We start from the raw sequence: 17,901 nt of genomic DNA, 5'->3' as shown, positions 1-17,901 counted from the left end.
CGATGAAACGGATGCAACGCGCACGCGCGTCGGTTCGCGGCGCGAATGGGAAATATGGAGTGCGAATGAATGGAAAGGATCGGGTATTGCATCGAGCTGCGTCTCCGTCAAATAGGGAAATAGGCTCTCTGACAGGAGCCTTGAGTCAACGGCTATGCTAGCGACGGAGGATGAGTTGTTGTTATCGAAAAATTGATGATTTCAGGAAAAAGTACTGGCAGGCGGCATTTGTGAAAAAACTCTGACTGTCGGTAAATCGATCTTCCAGTTTTTTGCACGGCGGGCGCGCAGCCCCGCCGTCATGCCTCGGCCGACCGCTGCTGCGGTGCATGCCGAAAGCATGCCCGGCACGCAGGTCGATCCGACGGATCTGCCGAAGTCATCACCGGGAGCATGCGTCCGGCTCGCGCGTGCCGGCGAGCCGGACGCGCATCGCATTACACCAGCTCGCCCAGGCACGCGTCGAACTGCGCGACGAGTGTGTCGACGTCGTCGCGCGTCGTCTGCGGGCACACGAGCATCATGTTGTGGAACGGCGTGATCAGCACACCGCGATTCAGCAGGTACAGGTGCACGATGTGTTCGAGCTCGCTGTCGAGTTGCGCGCCGGCAAGCGTGCCGTTGCGCGGCGGCACGGGCGCGAACTGGAATTCGGTGCGCGCGCCGATGCGCGTCACGCACCACGGCAGCCGGTGTTTCGCGATCGCCTGTTCGAGCCCGGCGGCCAGCCGCGCGGCGAGTTCGAACATGTGCGCATAGGCGGCGTCGGTCGCGACTTCGGCCAGCGTCGCGCGCATCGCATGCATCGCGAGCATGTTCGCGGTGAGCGTCGTGCCGATCCCGGAATGGCCGGGTGGCGCGTTCAGCTTCGCCTGCTTTGCGCGTTCCGCGAATTCGGCGCTGAAACCGTACACCGCGCACGGCACGCCGCCTGCGATCGGCTTGCCGACCACCAGCATGTCCGGTTCGAGATCGTGCGCGACCGCGTAGCCGCCCGGGCCGCTGCTGATCGTGTGCGTCTCGTCGATCACGAGCAGCGTGCCGTAGCGGCGCGTCAGTTCGCGCGCCGCATCCCAGAAGCCCGGCTCGGGCAGCACCATGCCGATGTTCGTCATCGCGGGCTCGGCGAGCACGCATGCGACATCGCCATGCTTCAGCGCCGCTTCGAGCGCGTCCAGATCGTTGAATTCGACGACGCGCGTGTTCGCGAGCAGGTCGTACGACTGCCCGAGCAGGCTGTCGCGCTGCACGGGGCGGCCGTCGACGAGATCGACGAACACGTCGTCGACCGTGCCGTGATAGCAGCCGTTGAACACGACGATCGTGTTGCGGCCGGTGGCCGAGCGCGCCCAGCGCAGCACGAAGCGGTTCGCGTCGCTCGCGCTCAGCGCGAACTGCCAGACCGGCAGCCGGAAGCGGCGCGCGAGCTCGCGCGCGACCCACGCGGCGTCCTCGCTCGGCAGCATCGTCGTGTAGCCGCGCGTGGCCTGCTCGACGAGCGCGCGTGCGACGGGTTCCGGCGCATGGCCGAACATCGCGCCCGTATCGCCGAGACAGAAATCCACATAGCGATGACCGTCGACGTCGGTGAAGGTCGCGCCGCGCGCTTCCTTCACGTACAGCGAGAACGGCGTCGACCAGTCCTGCATCCAGTGCAACGGCACGCCGAACAGCAGGTGCTCGGACGCTTCCGCGGACAGTGCGCGGGACGCCGGCATGGCTTCGGTGAACGCACGGCGCTCGCGATCGAACAGCGCGCGGGCGCGGATGAGGTCGACTCCGTGGCGGGAAGGCAAGTGGGGCTCCGGGGCTGTGAAGACGGGGAAACGATAGCGCGGGCGGCGGGGGCTGAACAGGGGCGCAATTACCGAGGCGAGTGGGCGCGCGAATATCCGTTGCGGTCGACGATGACGTTGCCGAACGTGAAAGCAGGTGCTTTTCGCGCGAGGTTTATTTGATTTGGAGATGGCACTGGTGAATGGAAACCGAAAAGAATCGTGAAGGTTTCCATGGATATTTATCCGAACTTTCGTGGCCTATCGTTATTGCACGCGGTGGCGCGAGGTGTCCGTCCGAGTCGGTCGCTGCTGGCTGACGGGGGAATCCGATACGCGATTGCGAATGTACCCGGCCGGCTCGATCGCTCGCGCATGCGGCCGGATATATCGAATTGCGCGGGGATTTGCTCGTTAATTTCGGGATAAGCGAATACAGGATTTTCCTGAAATGGCGGGATCGCGAGCTCGAGGCGGGCCGGTTTTTCGGCGATTGGATTTCAATCATCCAGAATGCGGAGCAACACAATGAAGATCGGAAAACATCTTGCCGCACTCGCTGCGTGCGGCGCATTGACCGGCATCGCTCACGCAGGCCCGGCGTCGCCGCAAGCGGTCGTCAAGAAGATCACGCTGACGGCGCATATCGGCGACAGCCTGTTCGTGTCGAAACCAGACAATTCCGCGTGGTACGACGTGGTCGAACTGAACGCGACGGACCGTGCGCAGCAGAGCTTCGCCACGACGCTGCCGATCCGCGTGCGCACGACGAACCCCGATATCAACGTCACGCTGGTGCAGCCGCTGCGGCTGTCGAACGGTCGCGACGAGATGGCCAACGCGAAGGTCGTGCTGACGGGCAAGGCAGGCGACGCGGAAATCGCGTCCGGCGCCGCTCGCACGCTCACGCTGGTGAAACCCGCGCGCGACGGGTTTGACGGCTACGACGAAATACGCAACCTGAAAGTCAGCGCCCGTGTGCCGGTCGTCAGTGGGGCAGCCTCGACCAACGGGAGTTACCACGGCGATCTGGTGCTGATGTTCGAACCGGCCGCTTCGGCCGGGCGCGAGCCGGCACCGGGTGCGGTAGCGGCGGCTGGCGAGTAGTCCGTTGCCCCGGCGGACGTCGTCGACCGGGGCGTTTTAGCTGAGGTTTTTGCGCATAAACATACGACAACATATCTCTAATGATGCGTTCTCTGATGTGAGTGGGCGCACACATCAGCGGCATTAATTCAGTAAAAACAGGGTAAACGACAAATACGTGTGCGGCTTCGATCGCATTTAGACTGCGCGTTGGAGTACGACGACGTATAAATAGCGATACGCCGTCCGGCGCGTCGATACCCCATACACTGAAGGAGTGCCCATGGCCGCAAACAGCCGCCGTTCGTCCTCGTCTGCCCGATCGCCGTCGTCGAAGCCGGTGTCGCGCCGCGCCTTCATCGGCTGGAGCGGTGCGCTCGCCGGCGGCGCCGTGCTCGGCGGACCGCTCGCGGCGACCCGGGCCATTGCGGGAGGCCACATGCCCAATGCGTCGGCGGTCGACCTCATCTGGGGCGAGCATGGCGCGGCGGCGCGCATCGCCGCATCGCTCGCGCACGTGTCGCGGCTCGCGCTGCGCGGGCGCGACTTCGACGTGACGCACTACGGCGCGCGCCCGTGCGCGACGGTCGCGCAGACGTCGCCGTACACGAACGTCGCCAAATCGCCGGTAAGCCCGGGTTCCGAACTGACGACCGCACCCGGCGCGTTCGATTCGCGTCCGGCGTTTCTCGCGGCGATCGATGCGTGCCGCCCGGCAACTGGTACTGCGCGGGGCCGATCGTGCTGCAGAGCAACGTCACGTTCCACCTGAGCGCGAACTGCACGATCTACTTCAGCCCGAACCCGGCCGACTACGCGAAGGACGGCCCGGTCGATTGCGGCGCGAACGGCCGGCTGTACTACAGCCGCTGGCAGGCGAACGATTGCCTGAACTACGGCGCGCCCGTCTACGCGCGCAACGCGACGAACATCGCGGTGACGGGCGAGGGCCCGACGTCGGTGCTCAACGGGCAGGCGATGACGCCGTTCTCCGGTAGTGGGGCCGGCAGCGTCTGCTGGTGGACCTACAAGGGGTCGTCGGGCGCGTACGGCGCAGGCGCGTCGGTGCCGAGCCAGGCCTATGCGAATCCGAACAACGTCGACCTGCGCATCGTCGCGCCCGCGATTCCCGACGCGCTCTATGCGTTGCTCACGTCGCCGGTCACGCCGTGGCAGCAGGACCAGAACTACCTGCCGGCGCTGTCCGAGGCCGGCGTGCCGGTCGAGAAGCGCGTCTTCGGGCTCGGCCACTACCTGCGGCCATGCATGGTCGAATTCATCGGCTGCACGAACGTGCTGATGGCGAACTACCAGACCCAGAACACGCCGTTCTGGCAGCACCACCCGACTGCGAGCCGCAATGTCGTGATTCGCGGCGTGACGACCAACAGCATCGGCCCGAACAACGACGGTTTCGATCCGGACGCGTGCGCCGACGTGCTGTGCGAGGACTGCACGTTCAACACCGGCGACGACTGCATTGCGATCAAGTCCGGCAAGGATCGCGACACCGAATACGGGCCGGCGAAGCGGCACCTGATCCGCAACTGCACGATGAACAGCGGGCACGGCGGCATCACGCTCGGCAGCGAGATGGGCGGCGGCGTCGAGCAGATCTATGCGACCAACCTGTCGATGCTGAACGCGAACTGGCAGACCAACCCGCTGAACATCGCGATTCGCGTGAAGACCAACATGAATCGCGGCGGCTATGTGAAGGACTTCCACGTGAAGGGCGTCACGCTGCCGAACGGCGTGACGCTGAAGGGCGGCGGCTACGGCAGCGCACTGCTCGCGGGCAGTCCGATCAACGCGAGCGTGCCGCTCGGCGTCGTCACGCCGTCGGCCGGCAACCCGTCGGCCGCGCAGGGCGGCATCGTCACGTTCGACTGCGATTACCAGCCCGCGAACGATGCGGTGCGCACGCGCGCGCCGGTCGTGCAGAACGTGACGATCTCGGACGTGAAGGCGAGCAACGTGACGCTGAACGGCGTGACCGCGTCGTGTTTCCAGGCGATCGTCGCGCAGGGGCCCGTTGCGTTCGACTACAACGGCACGCCGCCCGCGCCGGCCGCGCAGCCGATCGCCGGCGTGACGATCAGCAACTGCGACTTCGGCACGCCGGCCGCGTCGGGCACGCCGACGGTCACGTCGCCGGGGCCGATCTATGCGTTCAACGTGAGCGCGCTGACGCTGACGAACGTGACGATCGCCGGGCAGGCCGTCGACACGACGATTACCGACAAGCGGTGACTTGAGGTGAAGTGAAGGTGAAGGGCGTTCGCGTGCGGCGGTCGATGCACGCGAACGCAAGCATGACTGAACGCGTCAAGCCAGCGTCTTGACCATGTGATGTTCGTCGTAGAAGCGGCCGTCGACGAACAGCGAGCGCGGTTCCGTGCCGAACCGGACGAACCCCTGCGACGCATACAGCCGCTCGGCGGTGCCGTTGGCTTCGTTCACGCACAGCATCAGTTGCTTGCACTGCCACGCTTGCGCCGCATGAGCGGTCGCGCTCTCGAGCAGCGCCTGCGCGATGCCGCACCCGCGATACGCGGGATCGACGAACACGCCCCAGATCGTCGCCTTGTGCGCGACCTTCGCGCGCGCATCGCGGCGCACGCCCGTGATGCCGACGAGCGTGTCGCCGTCGAACGCGCCGAACACGGCCTGTGCGGGCGTCGGCGTGATGCGCGCGGCGAATTCGCCGACCGGCACGCTGGTTTCTTCGTCGAGCGTCGGCAGGAAGGAGGTCGGCGCGGTGTCGACCGCACGCAGGCGAAGGGTCTGGAAACGGGCGGCGTCGGCCGCGTCGAGCAGGCGGGTCGTGATCGTCATCGAGGGGATTCCTGTGGAGGGCCGTGCATGCCGGCGCGGGCTGCTGCGGCCGCAGGATGCATCGTGCCTATGCTAATCGGAATCCGGATGACGCGTGGCGGCGTTCGATGCGTCGTGCATGCCGGCCGCGCCCTGGTTCTCAGATCGCGTCGCGCGGTCGACGCGCATCGCGGTCGGTGCGGAGCGCGTGTGATTGCGACGCGGTTGATCCGTGCAGGCGAGCGGTGAAACTGCCGTGTGACGCGCCGCGGAGGCGGACACGAATGTGGAGGGGCTGCGAAAGTGCCGGCGGCGCGTCATGCGCGCCGCGCCGGCACGAACGATGAGGATCACGTGAAGCAAGCGAGCCGTCGCGCCGAATCGGCACACGACATCAAACGCGCGGGATGCGCCCGCTCAGGTCAGGCGCACGGGAATGGCATCAATACCGCGACAACTGATTGCCGTTGATCTGCACGCGGTCGCCCGGCCGCAGGTTGCCCGGCGACTGCACGTCGAACGAACGCGTCGAGCCGTCGCTGACCTGCACGTCGATCCGGTAGCTGCTCGGCGGTTGCGCCGCGCCCATCTGCTGGCCGATCTGGTTGCCCGCAACCGCGCCGCCGAGCGCGCCGATCACGGTGGCCGCATCGCGGCCGTGACCGCGGCCGACCTGGTTGCCGAGCACGCCACCGATCAGCGCACCGACGACGGTGCCGGCGACGCCCGCCGGGCCAACCGAACCGCTGACCGGCTGGATATTCGCGACCGTGCCGTACTGCGTGCCGTAGCCACTCCCGTACTGGTTGCCGTATTGCTGCTGATTGCCGTATTGGTCATACGGCTGCGACCCGTATTGCGGCTGGTTGCCGTACTGGTCGTACGGTTGCTGCTGCACGTAGCCGGGTTGCGAATACGCGGGCTGCGAATAAGCGGGCGTCGCATATTGCTGCTGCGGATAACCCGGCTGCGCGCCGTAATACCCGGGCGCGACGCAGGCGGTCAGCGGAAGCGCCGCCACGGCGACGAGCGAGGCGAACAGAACGGTCTTCGTGGAAGGAATGCGCATCATCAAATCTGCTCCGAGAAACCCCATCCTTATCGACAGGGAGTGAAAAGAACGCAGCTGCAAGGCTATTTCTCCAAGGTTTGAGCCTCACATGGCCGAGTGATTTCGTGTGAGGAATGAACATTAAGCGCGCCTATCGATTCCGGTTCTATCCGACGCCCGAGCAAGCTGTGATGCTGGCCCGGACGTTCGGATGCGCGCGTTTTGCGTATAACCACATGCTGCGCGTGCGCACCGATGCGTGGCATCAGCGCCGGGCGTGTCGGCTATCACGAGACCTCCGCAGCGCTCACAGCGTTGAAGAAAACGTCCGAACATGCGTGGCTGAACGAAGTCAGCTCGGTTCCGCTCCAGCAGGCGTTGCGCCATTTGCAGACAGCGTTCTCGAACTTCTTCGCCAAGCGCGCGAAGTACCCGAACTTCCGGCGCAAGGATGGCGCGCAATCGGCCGAGTACACGGCGAGCGCCTTCAAGTGGAACGGCACTTCGCTGAAGTTGGCGAAGATGGATGCGCCGCTCGCGACCCGTTGGTCGCGCACGATCCCGAAAGGCGCGAAAGTGACGACTGTCACTGTGTCGAAAGATACGGCGGGTCGATACCACGTATCCATGCTTTGCGACGACGCGGTTTCGGCAAAATCCGAAGAAACCGGCACGGTCGGCGTCGACTTGGGGTTAACAGATTTTGTCGTTCTTTCGACAGGCGAGAAGATCGCCGCGCCGAACGAATTTCGGAAGAACGAAGCCAAACTTGCCAAGCTGCAACGGCGATTGGCGAGGAAGCAACCGGGTTCCGCCAATCGCAGGAAGGTGAGACTCAAAGTCGCACGCATGCATGCCCGGATATCAGATTGCCGCAAAGATTTCCTGCACAAGCTTTCGACACAGTTGATCAACGAAAACCAAGTGATCGTCGTCGAGCGTCTTGCCGTTAGGTACATGCTGAAGAATCGAAGACTCGCAAAATCGATCGGCGATGCAAGCTGGTCGGAATTCGTGCGGCAACTGACGTACAAGGCCCGCTGGTCCGGCCGCACGTTGATCCACATCGATCGCTGGTACCCATCCAGCAAGCGATGTTCCGATTGCGGGCATACCGTAGCCACGCTGCCGTTGAAGGTGCGCTCGTGGTCCTGTCCGGGATGCGGGGCGACCCACGATCGCGACATCAACGCAGCACGCAACGTTTTGGCCGCCGGGCTGGCGGTGTCAGCCCATGGAGAAAGCGTAATTCCCATGTCTCTTTGAGGCGATGTCGGGTTGCATTCGATGAAGTGGGAATCCCGTTCTTAAGCGATGGGAGCAGCCAAGATGGTTCCTGCATCGGCAACGTGTTCGCCGGCGGAACCCGGAAGGGTGGCGAACTCGGCGTGAGTATAAGTAATGGCCGGATGCGCGTCCGGTGCGGCCGGGTAACAACGTGTAAAGTCTGTTGCCGCGCAAATCGCCGGCTTGCGCGGGGCGGTCGCGCAACGGCCGGCAACGGCGGCGGCGCCCGTTCGGCAGCTTCGATTACGCGTATCGACAGCGGTCCTGCGGAGTGTTTTTTGAGGCGGTCGGCCCCTCGATGCAGCGCCCGAAACCTCGGCTTCCGCGACGCCGCCCGACGGGCCGTTGGCATGCAGGCCGTCTCCGACGAGATCGGACCCCGCCGCGGCATCTTGCTGGCGTGGCGTTTGCGCCGCCCATCGCGAAATCGAATGCGCGGCATCGCGACATTTAATTGGCCTCGGGCGGTGGCGTCCGATATCGTGGCCGGATTCCCTGCCAACGGTCGCCCCGCGCCGGCTGCGGTTCCTGCCTTTGTCCGCGCCGGTGTCGCGCGGCGGCCGCCCCTAAGATTCCGAGCCATGACCGATCGTATCTTCATCAACGCCGTCGACGCCGGCGGCCAGCCCATCAACCTAGTCGTCCGTGACGGCCGCTTCAACGCGATCGGTGCCGATTGCACGGCCGCGCCAGGTGCGGAGACGATCGACCTCGACGGCCGCGTCGTGCTGCCCGGCTTCATCGATGGCCACATCCACCTCGACAAGAGCTTTGTCGGCGATCGCTGGGTGCCGCACGAATCGGCCGGCTCGCTGCGCGAGCGGCTTGCGGTCGAGAAGCGCCAGCTCGCGGCCGCGCCGCCGATCGTCGAGCGCGCGAACGCACTGATCGCGCAGGCCGCCGCATTCGGTACCGTCGCGATGCGCAGCCACGTCGATGTCGATGCGACGACGGGCCTGTCGAACCTGCAGGCCGTGATGGCCGCGCGCGCGCAATGGCGCGGGATCGTCGACATCGAACTCGTCGCGTTTCCGCAGGCCGGCGTCATGTCGTGCCCGGGCACCGCCGACATGCTCGACGCGGCCGTGCGCGAAGGCGCGGACGTGGTCGGCGGGATCGACCCGACGACGCTCGACGGCGACGCGGAAGGCCAGCTCGACATCGTGTTCGGCATCGCCGAGAAGCGCGGCGCGAAGATCGACATCCACCTGCACGAGCCGGGCGAGACGGGCATCGCGCAACTGCTGCGGATCGCGGCGCGCACGCGCGCGGCGGGGCTCAGTGGGCGCGTGAACGTGAGCCATGCCTATGCGCTCGGCGAAGTCGGCTACGACGACGTCCAGCGCACGGCGGCGGCACTCGCCGAAGCCGGCGTGTCGATCCTGACGAATGCGCCGGGCGACTGCGCGTTTCCGCCGGTGCGGCAGTTGCGCGACGCGGGCGTGCACGTGTTCGCGGGCAACGACAACATCCGCGACGCGTGGTGGCCGTACGGCAATGGCGACATGCTGCAGCGCGCGATGATGGTCGGCTATCGGTCGGGTTTCTACACCGACGAAGCGCTCGGCATCGCGCTCGACATGGCGACGCACGCCGGCGCGAGCGCGATCGGCAAGGAGAACTATGGAATCGCGATCGGCTGCGACGCGACGTTCGTCGCGGTGCGCGCGCCGAATGCGGCGGCGGCCGTCGCGGGCGTGCCGGCCGAACGCTGGGTGTTCCGCCGCGGCGAAAGCGATACGGGCGCGCCGTTCGCCCCCGCGCTGCGCTTCACGCGCTGACCGACCCGACCGCGGGCAGCGCGTGAAGCGCCGTGCCCGCTTCGCACTGACCGCACTGACCGACTACCCCGGAACCGACATGACGAACCTGCTGATCCGCAATGTCCGCACGAGCGCCGACGCTGCGCTCGACATCCTGATCGAAGGCGATCGCATCGCGCGCGTCGGCCCGTCGCTCGACGCGCCCGCCGGCTGCGCGATCGAGGACGGCGCGGGCGCGCTCGCGCTGCCTGGCCTCGTCGAAGGCCACACGCACCTCGACAAGACGCACTGGGGGATGCCGTGGTATCGCAACCAGGTCGGGCCGCGCCTCGTCGACCGCATCGAGAACGAACGGCACTATCGCGCGACGAGCGGCCATGACGCGGGCGCCGCATCGCTCACGCTGGCGCGCGCGTTCCTCGCGGCCGGCACGACGCGCATCCGCACGCACGTCGACGTCGATACCGAAGCCGGGCTGCGGCACCTGCACGGCGTGCTCGCGACGCGCGAGACGCTGCGCGGGCAGGTCGACATCCAGATCGTCGCGTTTCCGCAATCGGGCGTGCTCAAGCGGCCGGGCACCGACGCGCTGCTGTCCGACGCGCTCGGCGCCGGCGCCGACCTGCTCGGCGGGCTCGACCCGTGCGCGATCGAAGGCGATCCGGTCGAGGCGGTGGACGTGCTGTTCGCGATCGCCGAGCGCCACGGCCGCGGGCTCGACATCCACCTGCACGAGCGCGCGTCGATGGGCGCGTACTCGCTCGACCTGATCCTGCAGCGCACGGCCGCGCACGGCATGCACGGGAAGGTCACGATCAGCCACGGGTTCTGTCTCGGCGATCTTGCCGAACGCGAGCGCGATGCGCTGCTCGCGCGGATGGCCGAACTCGGCGTCGCGATCGTCACGACCGCGCCGGCGGATGTGCCGGTGCCGCCGGTGGCCGCGTGCCGCGCGGCGGGCGTGACCGTCATCGGCGGCAACGACGGCGTGCGCGACACGTGGACGCCATACGGTTCGCCCGACATGCTCGAACGCGCGATGCTGATCGGCATGCGCAACGATTTCCGCCGCGACGACGCGCTCGAAGTCGCGCTCGACTGCGTGACTTCAAGCGCCGCGCGCGGTTGCGGTTTCGCCGACTACGGGCTGCAGCCGGGCAACCGTGCGGACGTCGTGCTGGTCGATGCGCTGACGTTTGCCGAGGCGGTCGTTGCGCGGCCGGTGCGGCGGGTCGTCGTGTCGTCGGGGAAGATCGTCGCGCGCAACGGCGCGCTGGTCTGAGCGCCGTGTCGCGCCGGTATGATCCGGTTTTCAGCCGGATTTCCCGGGAGACGACGATGCAACGCACGACAGCGGCACGGGCCGCACGATGGATGGCGGCGGCCCTGTTCGCCGTGAACGCCGCGCATGCGGTGGCGGCCGGCCCGAACGACGCGCAGCAGGAAGCGAATCGGCGGACGGTGCTCGCGTTCTACGAAAAAGGCCTGAACGACAAAGACGCGGACGCCGCGCTCGCGTATGTCGGCGAGCGCTACGTGCAGCACAACCCGAACGCGGCCGACGGCCGCGACGGTTTCCGCAAGTTCGTCGCGTTCCTGCGCGACAAATATCCGCAGTCGCACAGCGAGATCAAACGCTCGTTCGTCGACGGCGACTACGTGATCCTGCACGTGCACGCAGTGCGCGAACCCGGCACGCGCGGCAGCGCGATCATGGACATCTTCCGGTTGGAGAACGGCAAGATCGTCGAGCACTGGGACGTCAACCAGCCGGTGCCCGAACAGGCCGCGAACGGGAACACGATGTTCTGAGTTGCCGGGGTGTGCAGCCCCTTTCTCCTTCCTGAACGAACCCCGCCGCTCGACTATTCCTCGTGCTCCAGCATCGCCGCGAGCGTCTTCGTCAGTTCGCTGACCATCGGGTCGGCCGTCGGCCGATGCAGGATGGCGATGTCCATGTGCTCGATCGGCGCGAAACCCTGCTTCGCGGTCAGCACGGTGTGCTCGTCCGTCACCACGCGCGCCGGCAGTACGCTGATGCCGAGCCCGTCGGCGACGGCGGCCTGGATGCCGCTCAGGCTCGACGTCGTGAAGCTGATCCGCCAGCGGCGGCCGCGCTCCTCGATCGCCTTGATCATGTCGTCGCGATAGAGCCCGCGCGGCGGAAACACGACGATCGGCACCGGGTCGAGATCGATCGACGGATGCTTCGCGCTGTCGATCCAGCGCAGCTTCTCGGGCCAGCGCACGACGGCCTCGCGGCTGTCGCGCCGCTGCTTGATCAATACGAGGTCGAGTTCGCCTCGATCGTACGCGGCGCTGACGTCGCGGCTCAGCCCGCACGTCACTTCGAGCTTGACCTGCGGATGCTCGCGATTGAACGCGGCGAGCGCATGGGTCGTGCGGCCCGCCGCGAAATCGTCGGGCACGCCGAGCCGGATCGTCAGTGCAACCGTCGCGCCCGACAGCGCTTCCTGCATCTCGTCGTTCAGCGCGAGCATGCGCCGCGCATAGCTGAGCACCGTCACGCCCGCGTCGGTCGGCCGCACGTCGCGCGTGCCGCGGTCGAGCAGGCGGTGCCCGGCGATTTCCTCGAGCCGGCGCACCTTCTGGCTGACCGTCGACTGCGTCGAGTGCAGGCGCGCGGAGGCGGTCGTGAAGCTGCCGCAGTCGGCCACCATCACGAGTGCGCGCAGCAGGTCGAGGTCGAACAGGGGTCTATTCATTTATGCACTTTTGCGGATTCGAACATTTCAATTTCTAATGCGTGCGACGATTTTTAACATGGCCGGACGCCGCGGGCAATCGCGGTTTCGCCGGACCCGGCGCGGCGTCGTGCGGCGCCACGAAGACGCCTCGCGCATTGCATCGGCCGCGCTTCGGCGAGCGCGGGCACGCAAGGAGGAAACGGGATGTTTTTCAGACGGATCGCGATCATCGGCTCGTTTGTATTGACGACGCTTACGTCGGGCGTGGTTGCCGCCGACGGCGGCGCGCTCGAGGGCCGGCGCAGCGTGGTCGACCGCGATGCGCAGATCGTTGCGCGACGGGCAGGGCCGCACGGCGCCGCTGATTGCGACGCGGGTGTGGGTGTCAATATCGCGGATTCGAACGACAATGCGCTGCTGCAGCATGCGCGGCGGCGCGGTAGGTTTCAGCGCGGGCAGGACTTTGCTGCGGTCAAACCCATACCTCCCGATAGAGATGAAGCGCCTTCGACCACGCGGCAAGGTTTTTCCAGATGACCCGAAGCGGTGTGCCCGAGCGCTCGGCGGCTTCCTCGGCCGCTTTCACCACGGCTGGCAGTGGCACCTCGTCGAGGATGACGGCGAGGTGCGATTCATATCCCGCCGGAATTTGCCCGCTAGCCAACGCGTCGACCAACAGACGTTCGGTCAATTCGCCCTTGTAGCTGACGTTCGCGCTGACAATGGCCTTGTAGAGACCGTTTTGAGCGGGCCGTGTTCGGGTCATGAGTTCGATGCCGAGCAAGCCACGCAGCGGGATCAACTTGTTGATGCCGAGATCCTCGAGCATGCCGGTTTCAAGCTGGTTCACGGTGAGGCGAGACGGGCCGGCGAGCTTGGCAAGCTGCGCCTGCGTGAGATCGAGCTCCGCCCTCCGTTTCGCAGCGGCCTGACCGATTTCATGGAGTTGCATCGGACCTTCCTGCATGGGTTCGGCAGCCCATGAATGTAAGGTATATCCAGCATCGCTGGACGGGCTTTTGCCTTCGACCGATTTCCGGGGTGGTATAGGGCGCATCGCCAATACCGATGATTCGGGATCGGGCGAGGTTGGGCATTGATCGCTTGTATAGACATCGATATCCAGTGGATATCCGGAAAACCACGCTCTGTGGCGGGCGTGCGTTGCGCAGGGTAAACACCCGAAAATTTCAAAATTCCGCGAAAAACAGCAGTATTTCCAATCCCACTCCAACCTTCCTCTCCGATTCCCGCGTCCACCCGACATCAATCCGCTCCATCCCCGCTTCCCCTGCTTGCGTTCGAAAATCTAGCGGTCTAGACTGCATCGCAGTTTCTCCGAAATCCCCGTCTTCTAAGCACCGCACCACGCCGGCATCCCGGCGCGGTGCCATCCACCGGACGCCGGCGCTCGCCCGCCGCGTCGAGACCTTCAAGGACGCGCCATGAACCGCACTGCAAAGTCCCTCGTTACCGCGCTGGCGTTCGCGCCGCTCGTGTCGTTCGCGCAGGACACGTCGACGATCCGCTGGGGCATCGATCCCACGTACCCGCCGTTCGAGGCGAAGCAGCCCGACGGCTCGCTCGCCGGCTTCGACATCGACTTGCGCAATGCGATCTGCGAGGAACTGCGTGCGAAGTGCGTGTGGGTGGAGCAGGGCTTCGACGGGATGATTCCGGCGCTGCGCGCGCGCAAGTTCGACGTGATCATGTCCGCGATGACGGCCACCGACGAGCGGCTCAAGCAGATCGATTTCTCGAACAAGCTGTATGCATCGCCGGCCGCGCTCGTCGCGCCGGTCGGCTCGAAGCTGCTGCCGACCGCGGCGTCGCTCGCGGGCAAGCGCATCGGGATCGACCAGGGCACGACGCAGGAGGCGTACGCGAAGGCCGAATGGGCGACCAAGGGCGTGACGATCGTCTCGTACCAGAACCAGGACCAGGTGTACCAGGATCTCGTCAACGGCCGCCTCGATGCAACCTTCCAGGACAAGACGCAGGCCGGCTACTCGTTCCTGAAGACGCCGCGCGGCAAGGGCTACGCGTTCGCGGGCCCCGACGTGACCGACGTGCGGATCACCGGCTACGGCGTCGCGATGGGGCTGCGCAAGGGCGACGCCGACATGAAGAAGCGGCTGAACGACGCGATCGTCGCGATCCGCGCGAACGGCACGTACCAGAAGATCGCCGCGAAATACTTCGACTTCGACATCTACGGCGCGAAGCAGCTGACCGCCGCACCGTGATTCCGTGCTTCATTCAATCGACAGGCACATCATGACGAGCATCCAGGACCGCGTCGCGCAAGCCGTGACGCCCGAACTGATCGCCGCGTTCCGCGAGGAAGGCGCGGTCTGCATCAAGGGCATCTTTTCGCCCGACGAAGTGGCCGCGCTCCGGGCCGGCATCGACGCGAATCTCGCGCAGCCGAGCGAGCGCGCGAAAGTCGCGAGCCGGCCCGACGATCCGGGCTGGTTCTTCGAGGATTTCTGCAACTGGCAGTACAACGACGCGTACCGCGACTTCATCGTGCGCTCGCCGGCGCCGTCGGTGGCCGCTGCGCTGATGGGCACGGAGCACGTGCGGCTGCATCACGACCACCTGCTCGTGAAGGAGCCCGGCACGCGGCAGCGCACGCCGTGGCACCAGGACCAGCCGTACTACAACATCGAAGGCGACGACAACGTCAGCATGTGGATTCCGGTCGATCCGGTGCCGCTCGAATCGACGCTGGAATTCGTCGCGGGCTCGCATCGCGGGCCGTGGCTGATGCCGCGCACGTTCATGGACAAGGAGGCGAAGTGGTTTCCGGAAGGCAGCCTCGCGGACCTGCCCGACATCGAAGCCGATCGCACGGCGTTCCCGATCCGCCACTGGGCGCTCGAGCCCGGCGACATGGTGTGCTTCCGGATGCTCACGCTGCATGCGTCGGGCGGCACGCAGAATCGGCGGCGCGCGTTCTCGATCCGCTTCGTCGGCGACGACATCCGTCACGCGCCGCGCCGCTGGAAAACGTCGCCCGATTTCCCCGGGCTCGCGGAGCAACTGCCCGACGGCGCGCCGCTCGAACACCCGCTGTTTCCGGTCGTGTGGTCGCGCGGCGCGGGGCAGGTCGGCGCGATCTGACCGACGCATGTAACGAGCGCGGCGGCCGTTTCCTGACGAAACGGCCGCTGTGTGTTTTTGTGCGTGTTGGCGTGTTGGCGTGTTGGCGTGTTGGCGTGTTGGCGTGTCGGTGTGTCGGCGAGTAGCGAACGGTCAGGTCGGGTGGCGCCCGGCGCCCGGCTTGAAGCGCGAGCCGAGCCGGTAGCGGTTGCCCGGATGCAGGAAATGCACGAACGTGACCGGTAGCCCGTCCGTCCAGGTGCGGCGCGTGAGCGTGAGGCACGGCTCGTCGGCGCGCATGTCGAGCAGCCGGGCCTGTTCGCCGGTCGGCAGCGACGCGTCGACGACGTGCTCGATTTCCAGTTCGTAGTGCGACACGTTGTTGTACAGGTACTCGGATGGCGGCTCGACCTGGAAATCCTGGTCGATGAAACCGGGTGCGGCGGCCGGGTTCACGTAGCGGTCCTCGAGCTGGATCGGGCGGCCGTTTTCCTCGTGCACGCACACCACGTGAAAGACCGGCGTGTTGACCGGCAGGCCGAACGCGGCCGCGACGTCGAACGATGCGGGTTCGCTCGACCGGCTCAGCACGCGGCAGCGATAGTCGTGCCCGCGCGCGCGGATTTCGTCGCGGATATGCGCAATCATCAACAGGTTCGACTGCGGCTTCGCCTCGGCGACGAAGGTGCCGACACCCGCGATGCGCTTCAGCACGCCTTCCTCGGTCAGCTCGCGCAGCGCGCGGTTGACCGTCATGCGCGCGACGCCGAACTGCGCGGCGAGATCGAGTTCGGACGGAATGCGGTCCCCCGGGCGCCAGTCGCCCGCTTCGACGTTCTGGCGAACGAGCGTCTTGATCTGCTGGAACGGTGCGCTGGCCTTTGTGACCATCGGGGGATCCTTGTGGATGAAATACGGGAGCGATTCTATCGCCTTTCCGCAGGCGGGCTATGGACTTGGCGATGCGCAAACCGAGCTCGCCCAACCCGGTATGCGCAATTCGCGCCCGGTGCGGACATGCCATCCGCAACACTGGCCCGCATCCGGGATGCGACGTCGCGTGCAGCATGCGTGGCCGGCCGGATCGCGGTGACGCGGATCACAAATCCCGCACGTCGGCCGTCGGCGTGGAGCCGAACGCGTCGCTCAGCGCATAGCCGATCAACTGCCGTGCGGCCGCCTCGGGCGTCGCGAGTGCGCCGCTCGACTTCAACTGGTCGAACTTCTCGCGCATCGGGAAGTTGTCTTCGCTGGTCGAGCGGATCGTCGCCTGCATGCCCGTATCGACGACACCCGGCGCGACGCTGCAGATTCGCAACGCGCCGTTCGCATCGAGCGCGACCGCGCGCGCATGGTGATCGAGGGCGGCCTTGGTCGCGCAGTAGACGCTCCAGCCCGCGTACGCGTTGCGCGCCGCGCCGCTCGACAGGTGCAGGATCCGGCATTCGGTCGTGGCGGACGCCGCCCGCGCGAGCGCGGCCGACAGCATCAACGGCGCCGCGACGTTCAGGCCGACCGCGCGCGCGACGATCGCCGGATCCTGCGCGGCGAGCGGGCCGATCGGATCGACGATGCCGGCGTTGTTGAACAGCAGCACGATCGATGCGCCGTCGACGAAGCTGCGCAACGTGTCGCCGGCCAGCCAGGTCGCGACGGCCGACGTGTCCGACAGATCGAGTTCGACTTCGGCGAAGCGGTCGCCGGCTTGCGACGCGAGCGACGGATGACGGCTGCGCGACACGCCGAGCACGGCGATGCCTTCCTGCAGCAGTTGTTCGGCGAGCGATGCGCCGAGGCCGCGCGTGTGTCCGGAGACGATGGCGCGCACGTGCGGCGCGGTTGAGGATGCAGTCATGGTGGCGAACCGGTGATTGGGTGAAAAGGTGAACGGTGCTGACGAGCGGCGCGCAGGCGCGGCGGCAGCGCGTGCTGGGCGGGTGATGCGTGGTATTGGCGTGCGGAGGTGTGCAGAGGCGGTTGCGCGCGGCGCCGCGGATGTCCGCGTGAACGCATATCGTAGCGCCGGCATGCGTGCCGCGCAAACGCGGGCATGATCCCGTGCATGCTGGGGCATGTATGGGGCGCGAATCGCAAGTGCCGCGCGCATGCATCGCCGCTCGGCGCCGAGAGGCCGATACGTTGGACGAAAGCGACTGCGGCAAGTGCGCGCGCCGGCGCGGCGGAACCTGTCCGCATTTTTGTGGGCGAGGCGGTTGAACAACGCGTTATCCACGCGCCTGGGTGAATCGTTCACCGAACAGGATAGCAAACTGGTTCATTGCTGATTTCCAGTCGAACGCTGCCCGCAC

At 66.3% G+C, this 17,901-nt stretch carries 15 protein-coding genes and 2 pseudogenes; 9 read left to right on the top strand and 8 right to left on the bottom strand.

The annotated features are described in order from the left end of the window. Positions 1 to 437 precede the first annotated feature (437 nt). Positions 438 to 1,796 (bottom strand): aspartate aminotransferase family protein, encoded by a 1,359-nt coding sequence (locus GD429_RS03995; protein WP_152855778.1) that lies wholly within the window; start codon positions 1,794 to 1,796, stop codon positions 438 to 440. Positions 1,797 to 2,303: 507 nt separating this feature from the next. On the opposite strand from GD429_RS03995, the gene GD429_RS03990 reads away from it, so the two are divergent. After that, positions 2,304 to 2,882, top strand: a complete 579-nt coding sequence (locus tag GD429_RS03990; protein WP_152855777.1) for a CS1 type fimbrial major subunit — start codon at positions 2,304 to 2,306, stop codon at positions 2,880 to 2,882. A gap of 262 nt (positions 2,883 to 3,144) precedes the next feature. Then, positions 3,145 to 5,114 (top strand): annotated as a pseudogene (locus GD429_RS03985) (glycoside hydrolase family 28 protein). 75 nt (positions 5,115 to 5,189) lie between these two features. Here GD429_RS03985 and GD429_RS03980 read toward each other — a convergent pair. Beyond that, positions 5,190 to 5,699, bottom strand: a complete 510-nt coding sequence (locus tag GD429_RS03980; RefSeq protein ID WP_152855776.1) for a GNAT family N-acetyltransferase — start codon at positions 5,697 to 5,699, stop codon at positions 5,190 to 5,192. A 421-nt stretch (positions 5,700 to 6,120) separates the two neighbouring features. Then, positions 6,121 to 6,750 (bottom strand): glycine zipper 2TM domain-containing protein, encoded by a 630-nt coding sequence (locus GD429_RS03975; RefSeq protein WP_152855775.1) that lies wholly within the window; start codon positions 6,748 to 6,750, stop codon positions 6,121 to 6,123. A 113-nt stretch (positions 6,751 to 6,863) separates the two neighbouring features. On the opposite strand from GD429_RS03975, the pseudogene GD429_RS41790 reads away from it, so the two are divergent. The 5 genes and pseudogenes from GD429_RS41790 to GD429_RS03950 form a co-directional block, all read left to right on the top strand. Then, positions 6,864 to 6,944 (top strand): annotated as a pseudogene (locus GD429_RS41790) (helix-turn-helix domain-containing protein); the annotation flags it as partial. Between the two features lie 40 nt (positions 6,945 to 6,984). Next, positions 6,985 to 7,995: an RNA-guided endonuclease InsQ/TnpB family protein gene (locus GD429_RS03970; RefSeq protein ID WP_227791534.1), complete on the top strand. Its 1,011-nt coding sequence runs from the start codon at positions 6,985 to 6,987 to the stop codon at positions 7,993 to 7,995. A 602-nt stretch (positions 7,996 to 8,597) separates the two neighbouring features. Further along, positions 8,598 to 9,797: an amidohydrolase family protein gene (locus tag GD429_RS03960; protein WP_152855773.1), complete on the top strand. Its 1,200-nt coding sequence runs from the start codon at positions 8,598 to 8,600 to the stop codon at positions 9,795 to 9,797. A gap of 79 nt (positions 9,798 to 9,876) precedes the next feature. Further along, the gene (locus GD429_RS03955) at positions 9,877 to 11,061 is read left to right on the top strand and encodes an amidohydrolase family protein (protein WP_152855772.1); all 1,185 of its coding nucleotides are present in this window, start codon (positions 9,877 to 9,879) and stop codon (positions 11,059 to 11,061) included. A 56-nt stretch (positions 11,062 to 11,117) separates the two neighbouring features. Next, entirely contained in the window at positions 11,118 to 11,591 is a 474-nt protein-coding gene (locus GD429_RS03950; RefSeq protein WP_152855771.1) for a nuclear transport factor 2 family protein, read from the top strand. 53 nt (positions 11,592 to 11,644) lie between these two features. Here GD429_RS03950 and GD429_RS03945 read toward each other — a convergent pair whose 3' ends face one another. The 3 genes from GD429_RS03945 to GD429_RS03935 are packed head-to-tail and all read right to left on the bottom strand — an operon-like array spanning position 11,645 to position 13,439. After that, the gene (locus tag GD429_RS03945; protein WP_034181572.1) at positions 11,645 to 12,505 is read right to left on the bottom strand and encodes a LysR family transcriptional regulator; all 861 of its coding nucleotides are present in this window, start codon (positions 12,503 to 12,505) and stop codon (positions 11,645 to 11,647) included. 27 nt (positions 12,506 to 12,532) lie between these two features. Beyond that, complete coding sequence (locus GD429_RS03940; protein WP_152855770.1) at positions 12,533 to 12,913, bottom strand: hypothetical protein; 381 nt, start codon at positions 12,911 to 12,913, stop codon at positions 12,533 to 12,535. 46 nt (positions 12,914 to 12,959) lie between these two features. Then, positions 12,960 to 13,439: a transcriptional regulator gene (locus GD429_RS03935; RefSeq protein WP_152855769.1), complete on the bottom strand. Its 480-nt coding sequence runs from the start codon at positions 13,437 to 13,439 to the stop codon at positions 12,960 to 12,962. A gap of 493 nt (positions 13,440 to 13,932) precedes the next feature. Here GD429_RS03935 and GD429_RS03930 point away from each other — a divergent pair, with 493 nt between their 5' ends. Further along, positions 13,933 to 14,733 carry an ABC transporter substrate-binding protein gene (locus GD429_RS03930; protein ID WP_152855768.1) on the top strand — a complete coding sequence of 267 codons (801 nt, stop codon included), beginning with the start codon at positions 13,933 to 13,935 and terminating at the stop codon, positions 14,731 to 14,733. A gap of 31 nt (positions 14,734 to 14,764) precedes the next feature. Then, the gene (locus tag GD429_RS03925) at positions 14,765 to 15,613 is read left to right on the top strand and encodes a phytanoyl-CoA dioxygenase family protein (protein ID WP_152855767.1); all 849 of its coding nucleotides are present in this window, start codon (positions 14,765 to 14,767) and stop codon (positions 15,611 to 15,613) included. 132 nt (positions 15,614 to 15,745) lie between these two features. On the opposite strand, the gene hutC is transcribed toward GD429_RS03925, so the two are convergent. Next, a complete protein-coding gene (hutC, locus tag GD429_RS03920) occupies positions 15,746 to 16,483 on the bottom strand; it encodes a histidine utilization repressor (RefSeq protein WP_152855766.1) in 738 nt (245 codons plus the stop codon). Positions 16,484 to 16,691: 208 nt separating this feature from the next. After that, positions 16,692 to 17,447, bottom strand: coding sequence for an SDR family oxidoreductase (locus GD429_RS03915; RefSeq protein WP_152855765.1), 756 nt, complete (start codon positions 17,445 to 17,447; stop codon positions 16,692 to 16,694). Positions 17,448 to 17,901 lie beyond the last annotated feature (454 nt).

The sequence above is a fragment of the Burkholderia sp. BE17 genome, from assembly GCF_009362305.1.
GTDB lineage: Bacteria > Pseudomonadota > Gammaproteobacteria > Burkholderiales > Burkholderiaceae > Burkholderia > Burkholderia pyrrocinia_C.
This window is presented reverse-complemented; position numbering and strand designations above follow the sequence as displayed.